Below are 12,180 nucleotides of genomic sequence, written 5' to 3' on the forward strand. Positions count from 1 at the left end.
CCCGGTCACCGGACCACCTCCACGAGCACGGCGACGCCGATCCCGCCGGTCCCCGCCGCCGTGGCGAGCCCGAGCGTGCCCGCCGGTGCGCCGCCGCGCACCAGCCGGGAGAACAGCCGGACGACGGCGACCGCCCCGCTCGCCCCGAACGGGTGCCCGCCCGCCAGGGACCCGCCGTCGGCGTTCCAGCGCGGATCGGTCAGCGGGTCCACGCCGAGGTCCCCGGCCACCGCGAGCGCCTGCACGGCGAACGCCTCGACGAGCTCCAGCGCGGCCACGTCCTCGAGCCGGACCCCGCCGCGCGCGCACGCCGCGCGCACGGCGGACACGGGGGTCAGCAGGGGCATCGCGGGGTCGCCGGCCACGGTCGCCACCGTCCGGACCCGCAGCCCCGGGGCGCCGTCCGGCGCCAGGACCACGGCGGCCGCCCCGTCCGCGGCCGGTGCGGCCGAGGCCGCCGTCACCGTGCCGTCGGGGGAGAAGGCCCCCGGCAGCCGGTCCAGCAGCCTCGGGGACAGCGCCCGGGCGTGCTCGTCGCGGTCCAGCGGCCCGACGGCCACGGTCTCGGTGGCGAACCGCCCGGCCGTGTGCGCGGCGCGCAGCCGCTCGTGCGAGGCCACGGCGTAGCGGTGCTGCAGCGCGCGGGAGATGCCGCGCTCCTGGGCGAGCCGGTCCGCGGCCCGGCCGGCCTCCGGGTCCGCCCACGGCGGGGCGGTGAAGGACGCGCGGTCGTAGCCGAGCGTGCCGTGCGCGCGCCCCGGTGCCCGGGTGGCGCTCTCGACGCCGCCCGCCAGCACGACGCGGGCGTGGCCGGCGTCGACCAGCGCGGCCGCCGTGCCCACGGCGGCGAGCCCGGAGGCGCACTGCCGGTCCACGCTCATCCCGGGCACGTGCCGGCCGACGGCGGTCAGCGCCGCACGGCGCGCCACGTTGCCACCGTGGCCCGCGGCGTTGCCCAGCACCACCTCGTCCACCGGGCCGGCGGCCGCGTCGTGCGCTGCGTCGTGCGCTGCGTCGTGCGCGGCGTCGTGCGCGGCGGCGCTGAGGACCGCGGCGGCCAGCCGGGCCTCGTCGGCCCCGGCGTGCCCGCCGCCGCGCCGGCCGGTCCACGTGCGCCGGGCGGCCACCACCACGCTCACCGCAGCACCGCGAGGTCGCCGACCTGCGCGGCCGGGTCGTGGCCCGCGACGGCGGCACCGAGCGCGGAACGGGCCACCTTGCCGTTCGAGGTGCGCGGCAGGGCGTCGACGCGGAACCAGCGCCGGGGCCGCTGGGCCGGGGCGAGGGTGGCCCGGGCGACCCGTTCCAGGTGGGCGCGCAGCCCGGGGTGGTCGTCGGCCTCGACGACGGCGACGACGACGGCGCCGAACCGGCGGTGCGGGGCGCCGGCCACCACGACGTCACGGACCCCGGGTACGGGTCGCAGCGCGGCCTCGACGTCCTCGGGCACGACGGTGGCACCGGCGGTGAGGATCGCGCCGTCGCCACGGCCTCGCAGCCGCAGCGCGCGGTCCCCGGCGGCCGCCGAGCCGCCGTCGGGCAGGTCGGCCAGGTCACCGACGGTGCTCCATCCGTCCCGGGTGCGCAGCGGCCCCGTCGCCCCGGCCAGGTAGCCGCTCGCCGTCCACGGCGAGCGCACCCACACCTCGCCCAGGCTCGTGCCCGGCTGCGGCCGGACCTGCACCTCGACCTGGGGGAACGGCACCAGCCCGTCCCCGGTGTCGATCGCGACGAAGCTCAGCTCCACCGCCCCGTAGTACGCCACGACCTGCACGCCGTGGGCGTGGGCCCGGGCCCGCTGGGCGGGGTCCGTGCCGGCGCCGCCCACCACGACGGTGCGCAGCCGGGACGGCACGCCCGCGTCGAGGGCGTCCAGGACGTCGTCGAGCCGGGAGGGGACCAGGTGGGCCAGGTCGGCCCCGGCGAGCGCCGCCGTCGTCGCCGACACGGTCGGCGCGAGCTCCACCGACGCCCCGGCCGCCAGGGCGTGCACCGCCGCGAAGCAGTGCAGCGAGCTGGCCAGGGGGCCCGTGACCAGGACGGTATCCCCGGCGCGAGTGCCGGTCAGGCGCGAGACGTGCTCGAAGGAGCCCGTCCAGGACCCGCGGGAGCGCAGCACGGCGCGCGGACGCCCCGTGCTGCCCGAGGAGAACCCCGCCCACGCGGGTGCGGCGTCGTCCGGGGTCGGCCCGGGAGGCGGGGGAGGAGCACCGTGACCGCGCGGCAGCGGCACGTGCACGACGACGGCGGGGGTCAGGGCGTGCAGCACCTCGGCCCGCTGGTGCACCGGCCAGGCCGGGTCGCCGACCAGCCCGACGGCACCGGCCCGGTCCGCGGCGAGCAGCGCGACGAGCGTGTCCAGGGGGTCGGCGAGCGACAGGGCGACCAGGTCCCCGGGGCACGTCCCGGTCGCGGCCAGGTGCTCGGCGCCCGCGACGAGGTCGGCGGCCAGCTCGGCGAAGGTGCGGCTGCGCTCGCCGCAGCGCACCGCGACACGGTCCGCGGCGGGGCCGTGCGCGTGCTGCAGGACGTGGTGGGCGACCGGCACTCAGCCCTCCCGGCCCCCGCGGCGCACCGCGGCGGGGTAGGCCCGCGCGACGGCGGCGGTGATCGCGGCGCAGGCCAGCGCCTTGAGCAGGTCCCCGGGCACGAAGGCGAGGGACAGCAGGGCCGTCTCGGCCAGGGGCACACCGGTCAGCACGGCCTGGACGGGGATCCCGACGGCGTACACCACGCCGACGCCGCCGACGAGCGCGGCGAGGAGCACGCCCAGGAACGTCACCCTCCGCTGCCGCTCGACCAGCAGCCCGACGACGAAGGCGCCGGCCACGAACCCGAGCAGGTAGCCGGCCGACGGTCCCACGAACACGCCGAGACCGCCCCGACCGCCGGCGAGCAGCGGCAGCCCGGCCGCGACCAGGGCGAGCAGCGTCAGCACCGCCAGCGCGCCGCGGCGGGCGCCCAGGATCGCCCCGGCGAGCATCACCCCGAGGGTCTGCAGCGTCACCGGGACGGCGTTGCCGAACAGCGCGATCGACCCGGGCAGGCCCAGGACGGCGATCAGTGCCGCGAAGGTGGCCACCCGTGCGGCGTCGGCGGTGGTCGAGCGGGCCGGGGTGCGGGTTGCGGCGGTCTCGGTCACGCTGCTCCTTCGTCGCGGGCGGTGCGGGGACGGGTACCACTGTGCTGCCCGCACGGTACGCCGGGCGCCGGTCCGGTCACCCAGCCCCGTGCCGCCGTCGTGCACGGATCCCACAAGCGGTTGTCGGGTCCGCACAAGTCGCCCGCGCCCCGGTCGTGGGACACCGCCACGCGGGCGCGGGCCGTCCCACGCTGCAGAACGGGCCGTGACGCGACACCATGCCCGGATGGAGCAGACGTACGACGTGATCGTCATCGGTGCCGGCCCCGTGGGGGAGAACGCGGCCGACCGCGCGGCGCGCGGCGGGCTGTCCGTCGCCGTCGTGGAGGCCGAGCTCGTGGGCGGGGAGTGCTCGTACTGGGCGTGCATCCCCTCCAAGACCCTGCTGTCGCCCGGAGCCGCGCGGCAGGCGGCGCGCGAGGCGCCCGGCGTGGGCGACCCCGGACCGCTGGACGTGGACGCGGTGCTGGCGCGCCGCGACGAGATGACCGGCGAGGGCGACGACTCCGGCCAGGAGGAGTGGCTCGACTCCGTGGGCATCACGCTGGTGCGCGGCCACGGCCGCCTAGCCGGGGAGCGCACGGTCGAGGTCGTGCCCGCCACGGGCGTCGACGACGACGCGGCCGGCGAGACGCACCGCCTGCTCGCGCGCTGCGCCGTCGTGGTCTCCACCGGCAGCGCCGCGGTCGTCCCGGACCTGCCGGGTCTGGCCGAGGCCAACCCGTGGACCTCGCGCGAGGCCACCGCCGTCGAGGCGGTGCCCGCGTCGCTGGTGATCCTCGGTGGCGGCGTCGTCGGGGTGGAGATGGCCACCCTCTATGCCGACCTCGGCGCCCAGGTGACGCTGATCGCCCGGGGCGGGCTGCTCGCCGGGGCCGAACCCTTCGCCGGGGAGATGGTCGCCGAGGCGCTGCGCGACGCCGGCGTGGACGTGCGCCTCGGGACCACGGCGCGCCGCGTGGAGCGCCCGGCCCCGGGCGGTCCCGTCACCGTCACGGTCGGCGGGGACGACGGTGCGGAGATCGTCACCGCCGCCGAGCTGTTGGTGGCCACCGGACGCCGACCCCGCACCGGCGACGTCGGTCTCGACACGGTCGGGCTCGAGCCCGGTGCGCCGCTGACGATCGACGACACGACGGCCGTGGAGAAGGTCGGCCGGGACGTCGTCGGCAAGCCGTGGCTGTTCGCCTGCGGCGACGTGACCGGACGCGTGGGCACCACCCACCAGGGCAAGTACCAGGCCCGGGTCACCGGCGACGTCGTGGCCGCGCTGTACGGGTCCGGCGGGGACCGGGAGGCGATCGTCGCGGCCTCGGGCGCGCGATGGAGCCGGTACGCGGCCCGGGCCGACCACGGCGCGCAGACGCAGGCCGTGTTCGCCCGCCCGCACGTCGCCTGGGTCGGGCCCACCGAGGCCGAGGCCCGGCGCGCCGGGCTGCCCGTGCGCGCCGTCTCCTACGACCTCGCCTCGGTGGCCGGGGCCGCCGTCACCTCGCCGGACCACGGCGGCCGGGCCCAGGTCCTGGTGGACACCGAGCGCGACGTCCTGGTGGGCGCCACGTTCGTCGGGCCCGACGCCGCCGAGCTGCTGCACGCCGCGACCGTCGCCGTCGTCGGCGAGGTGCCGCTCGACGCCCTGTGGCACGCCGTGCCACCGTTCCCCACGGTCAGCGAGGTGTGGCTGCGGCTGCTGGAGGAGCTCGGCCTGTGAGAGCGGTGGTCCGGCCACCGGGCGGACCCGCCGCCGACGCACAACCCCGCTAGCCTGGGGCCCGTGACCACCACGACGAAGCGAGTCGGACTCGCCACCTGCTCCGTCCTGCCCGACCTGGACGCGGACGACCGTCCGATCGTCCCCGCACTGGCCGCGCGCGGCGTCACCGCCGAGCCCGTGGTGTGGGACGACCCGGACGTCGACTGGTCCTCCTACGACCTCGTCGTGGTGCGATCCACGTACGACTACTCCCCGCGCCGCGACGAGTTCATCGAGTGGGCGCGCTCGGTGCCGCACCTGGCCAACAGCGCCGACGTCATCGCCTGGAACACGGACAAGACCTACCTGCAGACCCTCGACGAGGCCGGGGTGCCGGTCATCCCCACGATCTGGCTCGACCCCGAGCGGCACCTGGGCAAGCGCGCGATCCACACGCGGATGCCGGCCTTCGGCGACTTCGTGGTCAAGCCGGTCGTCTCCGCCGGGGCGCAGGACACCGGTCGCTACCAGCCGGTCAGCGCCGAGTCGCGGGCCCTGGCCATCGAGCACGCCAAGACGTTGCTCGACGACGGCCGCGCCGTGATGATCCAGCCGTACATCACCAGCGTCGACACCGCGGGCGAGACCTGCCTGATCTTCGTCGAGGGCGAGGTCCAGCACGCCGTGCGCAAGAACGCGCTGCTCACCGGGCCCAGCCGGCCGACCCAGGGCCTGTACCGCAAGGAGCAGATGCAGCCGGTGGAGCCGACCGCGGCGCAGGTCGACGCCGCCCGTCAGGCGATCGCCGTCGCGCACGAGCGCCTCGGGGTGACCGAGCCCTTCCTCTACGCCCGCGTCGACCTGGTCGGCGGCGAGGACGACACCCCGACGGTCATCGAGCTCGAGCTCACCGAGCCGTCGCTGTGGCTGAAGCACGCCGGTGATGCCGGAACGGTCGGACGGCTCGCCGACGCGATCGTCGCCCGCCTCGGCTGAGGCAGGACGCACGAAGGTCGGGCCCTTCCCCCTGCGCGGTCGTCAGACCGGAAGCGGAGGGCGCGCAGCGCCCGTGAGCGCGACCGCGCAGGGGGAAGGGCCCGACCTCGGACTCGTGGTCAGCCGATGCCGTTCTCGCTCAGCCAGTCGGCGGCGATGTCCTCGCTGGAGCGCTGCTCCTCGGTGGACTGGACGTTGAGGTCGACGAGGCCCTCGGGCGTCAGGGCGGCGCTGACCGGGTTGATGACGTCGGCCACCTGGTCGGCGACGTCGCTGCTGACCAGCGGCACCACGTTGGAGGCGAGGAACAGGCCCTCCGGGTCCTCCAGGGTGACGAGGTCTTCGGTCTGGATGCGCGGGTCGGCGCTGAAGACGTTCGCGACGTCCACCGTGCCGGCCACAAGGTCCTGCACGGTCGTGTCACCGGTGGCCTCGAAGGCGACGTCGGCGCCGTAGACGTCGGCCAGCCCCTCCGGACCGTAGGGACGCTCCTCCAGCTCGGCCGGGCCGCCGAGGGTCAGGCCGTCCAGGTCGGCGAGGTCGCCGATCGTGGTCAGCCCGTTCGACTCGGCGAACTCGGCGGTGACGTTGTAGGAGTCCTGGTCGGTGGCCGGGGACTGGTCGAGCACGGCCAGGGTGTCCGGCAGGGCGTCGCTGAGCTCGGCGTAGACGTCGTCCGCGGTCGTCGCGGTCGTCTCGGGGTCGTAGTACTGCAGCAGGTTGCCGGTGTACTCCGGGAAGACCTGGACCTCGCCGGCCTCCAGCGCGGGCATGTAGGCGTCGCGCTGCCCGATGGAGTAGTTGCGCTCGACGGTGAACCCGTCGGCCTCGAGGGCCTGGGCGTAGATCTCGGCGATGATCTCGTTCGAGTAGTACGCCTGCGAGCCCACGACGATCGTGTCGGAGGACATCTCCTCGCCGTCGTCGCCCGCGTCCTGCGCCAGGGGGTCGGCGTCGCCTCCGCAGGCGGTCAGGGTCAGCAGAGCCGCTGCGGCTCCGGCCACGAGTGCGGTGGTGCGTCGGGTGGTGCGCATCTGTGTCCCTCTCTCCCAGTGCCGTCGGTCGGCCATGAGCCGTCCCAGTCAAGCACGCGGTGCCCGGTTCGTCCTGTTCAGGAGGACGTCTCGTGCCGCGCCCTGACGCCCCGCGGGACGACGGCCCGTTCGAGGAGCGCGAAGAGCAGGTCGAGCAGCACGGCGAGCACCACGATCACCAGCGCCGCGCCCAGGATCTGCGCGAAGTCGCGGATCTGGATGCCCTGGACGATGTAGAAGCCCAGGCCCCAGCTGCCGACGTATCCGGCCAGCGTGACGGTGGCCACGACCTGCAGCGTCGCCGACCGCAGACCGCCGATCAGCAGCGGCAGCCCCAGCGGGATCTCGACCCTGCCCAGCACCTGCCGGGGCGTCATGCCGACCGCGCGGGCGCCGTCGACCACCCGCCGGTCGACGGCCTCGACGCCGGAGTACGCGCCCGCCAGGATCGGTGGGATCGCGAGCAGGACGAAGGCGGTGGTGGACGCGCCGACCTTGTGCGTCACCCCGAAGACGAGGACCAGCAGCAGCACCAGGCCGAAGGACGGGACGGCGCGGGCGGCCCCGGACAGCGCCACGGCGGCCTCGCGGCCCCGGCCCGTGTGCCCGACCACCCAGCCGGCCGGGACGGCGATCGCGGCGGCGATGAGCACGGAGACGAACGTGAACGCCAGGTGCGTGGCGATCGCCTCGGATAGGGGCAGCGACCCGGACTGCGCGTCGGAGGAGAAGATCCAGGCGAGGGCCTCGGCGAAGAGCTCCATCTCAGGCCCCCTTCCGGGTCCACGGCATCAGGACCCGCCCGGCGAGCACGAGCAGCCAGTCGACCAGCAGCGCGATGACGACGACGGCGACCACCCCGGCGAGGATCTCGGGGACGATCTGGCGCTGGTAGCCGTTCGTGAACAGGTAGCCGAGGTTGTCGATCCCGATGAGGATCCCCACCGTGCACAGCGAGATCGTCGACACGGCGGTCACCCGCAGCCCGGCCAGGACGACGGGTCCGGCCAGCGGCAGGTCCACCTGCCAGAACCGGCGCCACGTGCCGTACCCGACGGCGTCGGCGGCCTGCCGCACCTGTGGTTCGACCGAGGCCAGGGCGTCGGCGACGAACCGCGTCATGATCGCCACGGCGTAGATCGTCAGCGCGATGATCAGGTTGACCTCGGACAGGAAGCTGATGCCGAGCAGCGGCGGCAGCAGCGCGAACAGCGCCAGCGACGGGATCGTGTAGAGCAGCCCGACGGCGGTGAGCACCAGGCCCCGCGTCAGGCGGAAGCGGAACGCGAACCAGCCGGCCGGGATCGACAGCACCAGCCCCAGCACGATCGGCAGGGCGCTCTGGCGCAGGTGCTCGACGGTGAGGCGACCGATGAGGTCGAGGTTCTCGACGACCCAGGTCATGCGGCGCCCTGACCGCCCTCGACGAGGCGGCCCTGGGTGCGTCCCGTGCCGTCCACGAGCACGGTGCCGTGGCCCGTCTCCTTGGTGTGCAGCGCACGTGCGCCCCGCTCGGCGCCGATGAAGCTGGCGACGAAGTCGTCGGCCGGGTTCTCGATGATCTCGCTCGGTGAGCCGATCTGGGCGACCTGGGCGCCGGTGGACAGGATGACGACCTGGTCGCCGAGCAGGAACGCCTCGTCGATGTCGTGGGTGACGAACACGATCGTCTTGTGCAGCTGCTGCTGCAGGCGCAGCGTCTCGGTCTGCAGCTCGGAGCGCACGATCGGGTCGACGGCGCCGAACGGCTCGTCCATGAGCAGGATGTTCGGGTCGGCGGCCAGGGCGCGCGCCACCCCGACGCGCTGCTGCTGGCCGCCGGAGAGCTGGCTCGGGTAGCGGTCGGCCAGTCGGCGGTCCAGGCCGACGACGTCGAGCACCTCCAGGGCCTGCTGGCGCGCCTCGTTCTTGGGGGTGCCCTCCAGGCGCAGCACGGTGGCGACGTTGTCGACCACCCGGTGGTGGGGCAGGAGCCCGCCGTTCTGCAGCACGTAGCCGATGCTGCGGCGCAGCCGCACGGGGTCGCGGTCGGCGATGGACTCGCCGTCGATCTCGATGGTGCCGGACGTCGGCTCCACCATGCGGTTGATCATGCGCAGCAGCGTGGTCTTGCCGCTGCCGGACGAGCCGACCAGCACCGTGGTGGTGTGCGCCGGCACGACCAGGGAGAAGTCGGCCACGGCGTCGGTGCCGTCGGGGTAGGTCTTGGTGACCGACCGGAACTCGATCATCGGTTCTGCTCGCCTCCGGGCGTTCGGTGGGGTCCGAGGCCCCAGCCGATCACACCTGCGCCCGGTGTGCGAGCGAGAACGGCGCTGGCCGGGCGCGCTCAGTCCACCAGGTCGGCGCCGAGGAGCGTCTCGTTCTGCTGCGGGTCCCCGTCCGGCGACGGCTCGGTGAGGTACTGCTCCCACGCGGTCCCGGTCGGGACGAGTCCCTGGGCGGCGACCCAGTCGAAGAGGTGCTCGTAGGCGGGGGCGATCCGGTCGTACGCGCCGCGCACGAGCATCGTGGCCGCGCGGCCGGCCGGCCGGGTCTCGCCGGTGACCTCGCCGTCGTCGGTGAAGCGCTCGGCGACCGGGACGGCGACCGACAGGTCGAGGGTCTCGGTCGGCATGCCGTGGCTGATGCCCATCGGCGGGGCCACGGGTTCGAGACCGGCCCGCCCGAGCGCGGCGAAGATCAGCGGGAACGCCCGGTCGTACAGTGCGGGGACGTCGGCGAGCGCCACGGTCTCGCGGACCACGGCCAGGTGCTGCTCACCGTGGGTCTCGATCGTGGGGTCGGCGAACGACGGTGCGGACATGATCGGGCTCCCTCGCGTCGGTGCGTCGGGACGATCGTAGCCAGGAGCGCCGGGCGCGCGCTCGCGCGGACGACGACGGCCCCGACGCCTGGGCGTCGGGGCCGTCTCGATGGGGTGGCTAACCGGGCTTGAACCGGCGACCTCCTGGACCACAACCAGGCGCTCTACCGACTGAGCTATAGCCACCATGACTGCTACGCACGGAGCGTTGCGGCCGTCGAAAAGTGTACATGGTCTGCGGCGAGATCAGGACACCGTGCTGGACTTCGTGACCGAGGTCTCCTTGATCCGGGCCGAGACCTCGCGGGCTGTCTTGGTGTCGGGGCCGGGCTGGGGCACGAACAGCGCCTCGCGGTAGTAGCGCAGCTCGTCGATCGACTCCAGGATGTCCGCCAGGGCCCGGTGGCCGCCGTCCTTGGGCGGGGAGGCGAAGTAGACGCGCGGGTACCAGCGCCGGGCGAGCTCCTTGACGGAGGACACGTCGACGATCCGGTAGTGCAGGTGGCCGACGAGCTCGGGCATGTCCCGGTCGAGGAACATCTTGTCGGTCCCCACGGAGTTGCCGGCGAGCGGCGCCTTGCGGGCCTCGGGCACGTGCTCGCGGATGTAGGCGAGCACGCGGGCCTCGGCGTCGGCCAGCGTGGTGCCGCCGTCGAGCTCGGTGATCAGCCCGGACGTGGTGTGCATCTCGCGCACGAAGTCGTTCATCTGCTCCAGGGCCTCGGCGGGCGGGCGGATGACGACGTCGACGCCGTCCCCGAGCACGTTGAGCTCGGAGTCGGTGACCACGGCGGCCACCTCGACCAGGGCGTCGGCCCGGGTGTCGAGGCCGGTCATCTCGCAGTCGATCCACACGATGCGGTCGTTCGGGTTGCTCGGGCTCACGGGGACCACCCTACGGTCCGCCGCCGACGGCCGGCGCGCCCCGCACGGACGAGCGCCCCGGGTGCCTGGCCTCCGCGGGGAGGTCGGGCGCCCGGGGCGCTCGGGGACGGGGGCGGGGCGGCCGTGGTGCGGCCGACCCCTGTCATGCGGGTCGTCCGACGAGGGGCCGTTCGACGCGCAGCCGCCGCAGGAAGCGGTGGACACGGCGCCGCGCCCTGCTCACGGACAGCCGGGCGGCCGGGGACCGCCGTTGTCGGCGTGCCCGGCGGGCGCGCTCGGCGTCCTCCAGGCGTTCGGTGTGGATCGCACGCGCGACGGCGTGCATCTCGATCGGGTGCATCGTGCTGTCCTTCGTGACGTGGGTCGATCGGCCCGGGCCAGTGGGCCACCCGTGCGTCCGGCGGGTGCCGGACGACGTCACCGCGGTGTGGTTCGAGCATGCCGCGCCGACCACCATGGATGCACGGTCTTTTCCTCGGTTCGACGAGGGGTGCGGCCGGGGAGGAGGTCGACTCCTGCCCCGTGCTCTGCACGAGCCCTGAGCGTCGGGCCCTGATACGTCGGGCCCCGGCTACGGCGTGGTGTGCGCCCCCGGCAGGATTCGAACCCGCGACCTAGTCATTAGAAGTGACCCGCTCTGTCCAGCTGAGCTACGGAGGCAAGCGAGGCGAGTTTAACCGAGAGCGCAGACAGATGGAATACGTGTCCACTAGTCTCGAGGGATGGCACAGCACCACACAAAGGACAAAGGAGACCTCGGCGTCGCCAAGGCGCACGCCGACGTCGTCGGCCAGGGCTTCATAGTGCTCTTCCCTGCGACGGAGCACGCACCCTTCGATCTCGTCGCATATGCGGACGGCGCGTTCCATCGGCTTCAAGTGAAGTACCGCTCGGCACGCTTGGGCGCCATCACGGTCCACTTCCGGTCGGTCTGGAACGATCGACAAGGCACCCATGCGAAGCCGGCGGACAAGGCCGCGGTCGACATCGTGTGCATCTACTGTCCCGAGACTGATGAGTGCTACTACATCCGGCCGAGCGATCATGGCGCGTCGGTCACCCTGAGGATCGAGCCGAGCAGGAACGGTCAGCGGTCGAGAGTGCTCGATGCCGCCGGGTTCCGCAGCCTGGCCACCCGTGTCGGCCTCCGCTGATCCCTTCGACTTCAGTCTCGCACCCTACGCACGGGGGACCCGCCCGGTACGGTCGAGGGGACCCGCTCCCGTCGCGAGAGGACCGTCATGGCCAGCAGCGAGCTCCGGCTCCAGGTCGACCTGCCCACCGAGCACGAGACGGGGGTGCCCGCCGACTTCGCCTCGGTGTGGCACACGTCGGCGTCGTTCGTCCTCGACTTCGTCGCGGCGAAGTCCCCGGCCAAGGCCGCCGTCGACAAGGCCACCGGCGCCGAGACCGGCGGGCGGGTCATGCCGGCCCGGGTCGTGTCCCGCGTGCGCATCCCGCCCCAGCAGGTCTTCGAGCTGGCGCGCGCCCTGACCCAGCAGCTCGACGCCTGGGAGCGGGAGACCGGCCACAAGGCCGACGGCTCCGGCACGGGGGACTGAACCCGCCCGTGCGCAGGGTCGAAACCCTCGGCGGTCGGCGCGCGCGTTTGGCACCGACCGTC

14 protein-coding genes and 2 tRNA genes are annotated in these 12,180 nt (G+C 74.4%); 4 read left to right on the top strand and 12 right to left on the bottom strand.

What is annotated here, in order from left to right:
• Positions 1 to 5: 5 nt before the first annotated feature.
• From PO879_RS05600 to PO879_RS05610, 3 genes are read right to left on the bottom strand one after another with little or no spacing between them, the layout of a single operon-like run.
• Positions 6 to 1,139 (bottom strand): acetyl-CoA C-acyltransferase, encoded by a 1,134-nt coding sequence (locus PO879_RS05600; RefSeq protein WP_278236937.1) that lies wholly within the window; start codon positions 1,137 to 1,139, stop codon positions 6 to 8.
• The gene (locus PO879_RS05605; protein ID WP_278236938.1) at positions 1,136 to 2,548 is read right to left on the bottom strand and encodes an AMP-binding protein; all 1,413 of its coding nucleotides are present in this window, start codon (positions 2,546 to 2,548) and stop codon (positions 1,136 to 1,138) included. Before PO879_RS05605 ends, PO879_RS05600 begins: the two co-directional genes overlap by 4 nt.
• Positions 2,549 to 3,142: a biotin transporter BioY gene (locus PO879_RS05610; protein ID WP_278236939.1), complete on the bottom strand. Its 594-nt coding sequence runs from the start codon at positions 3,140 to 3,142 to the stop codon at positions 2,549 to 2,551. It abuts the gene before it with no gap.
• Between the two features lie 226 nt (positions 3,143 to 3,368).
• Here PO879_RS05610 and PO879_RS05615 point away from each other — a divergent pair, with 226 nt between their 5' ends.
• On the top strand, positions 3,369 to 4,853 hold the full coding sequence (locus tag PO879_RS05615; protein ID WP_278236940.1) for an NAD(P)/FAD-dependent oxidoreductase: 1,485 nt from the start codon (positions 3,369 to 3,371) through the stop codon (positions 4,851 to 4,853).
• A gap of 63 nt (positions 4,854 to 4,916) precedes the next feature.
• Entirely contained in the window at positions 4,917 to 5,831 is a 915-nt protein-coding gene (locus PO879_RS05620; RefSeq protein ID WP_278236941.1) for a hypothetical protein, read from the top strand.
• Positions 5,832 to 5,950: 119 nt separating this feature from the next.
• On the opposite strand, the gene PO879_RS05625 is transcribed toward PO879_RS05620, so the two are convergent.
• From PO879_RS05625 to PO879_RS05665, 9 genes are all read right to left on the bottom strand, one after another.
• Entirely contained in the window at positions 5,951 to 6,865 is a 915-nt protein-coding gene (locus PO879_RS05625; protein ID WP_278236942.1) for an ABC transporter substrate-binding protein, read from the bottom strand.
• 77 nt (positions 6,866 to 6,942) lie between these two features.
• A complete protein-coding gene (locus tag PO879_RS05630) occupies positions 6,943 to 7,629 on the bottom strand; it encodes an ABC transporter permease subunit (protein WP_278236943.1) in 687 nt (228 codons plus the stop codon).
• Between the two features lies 1 nt (position 7,630).
• On the bottom strand, positions 7,631 to 8,269 hold the full coding sequence (locus PO879_RS05635; protein ID WP_278236944.1) for an ABC transporter permease subunit: 639 nt from the start codon (positions 8,267 to 8,269) through the stop codon (positions 7,631 to 7,633).
• The gene (locus PO879_RS05640) at positions 8,266 to 9,096 is read right to left on the bottom strand and encodes an ATP-binding cassette domain-containing protein (protein WP_278236945.1); all 831 of its coding nucleotides are present in this window, start codon (positions 9,094 to 9,096) and stop codon (positions 8,266 to 8,268) included. The genes PO879_RS05635 and PO879_RS05640 overlap by 4 nt, the downstream gene beginning before the upstream one ends.
• 98 nt (positions 9,097 to 9,194) lie before the next feature.
• Positions 9,195 to 9,671 carry a GyrI-like domain-containing protein gene (locus tag PO879_RS05645; protein WP_278236946.1) on the bottom strand — a complete coding sequence of 159 codons (477 nt, stop codon included), beginning with the start codon at positions 9,669 to 9,671 and terminating at the stop codon, positions 9,195 to 9,197.
• A gap of 110 nt (positions 9,672 to 9,781) precedes the next feature.
• A tRNA-His gene (locus PO879_RS05650) sits at positions 9,782 to 9,857 on the bottom strand.
• A 60-nt stretch (positions 9,858 to 9,917) separates the two neighbouring features.
• On the bottom strand, positions 9,918 to 10,556 hold the full coding sequence (gene orn, locus PO879_RS05655; protein WP_278236947.1) for an oligoribonuclease: 639 nt from the start codon (positions 10,554 to 10,556) through the stop codon (positions 9,918 to 9,920).
• 142 nt (positions 10,557 to 10,698) lie between these two features.
• Complete coding sequence (locus tag PO879_RS05660) at positions 10,699 to 10,896, bottom strand: hypothetical protein (RefSeq protein ID WP_278236948.1); 198 nt, start codon at positions 10,894 to 10,896, stop codon at positions 10,699 to 10,701.
• A 246-nt stretch (positions 10,897 to 11,142) separates the two neighbouring features.
• Positions 11,143 to 11,216 (bottom strand) — tRNA-Arg (locus PO879_RS05665).
• 62 nt (positions 11,217 to 11,278) lie between these two features.
• On the opposite strand from PO879_RS05665, the gene PO879_RS05670 reads away from it, so the two are divergent.
• Positions 11,279 to 11,710 carry a group I intron-associated PD-(D/E)XK endonuclease gene (locus tag PO879_RS05670; protein WP_278236949.1) on the top strand — a complete coding sequence of 144 codons (432 nt, stop codon included), beginning with the start codon at positions 11,279 to 11,281 and terminating at the stop codon, positions 11,708 to 11,710.
• Between the two features lie 87 nt (positions 11,711 to 11,797).
• A complete protein-coding gene (locus PO879_RS05675; RefSeq protein ID WP_278236950.1) occupies positions 11,798 to 12,118 on the top strand; it encodes a DUF3467 domain-containing protein in 321 nt (106 codons plus the stop codon).
• The last annotated feature ends 62 nt before the right edge of the window (positions 12,119 to 12,180 follow it).

The organism is Isoptericola sp. AK164, from assembly GCF_029643425.1.
In the GTDB taxonomy this organism is placed as follows: domain Bacteria; phylum Actinomycetota; class Actinomycetes; order Actinomycetales; family Cellulomonadaceae; genus Isoptericola; species Isoptericola haloaureus.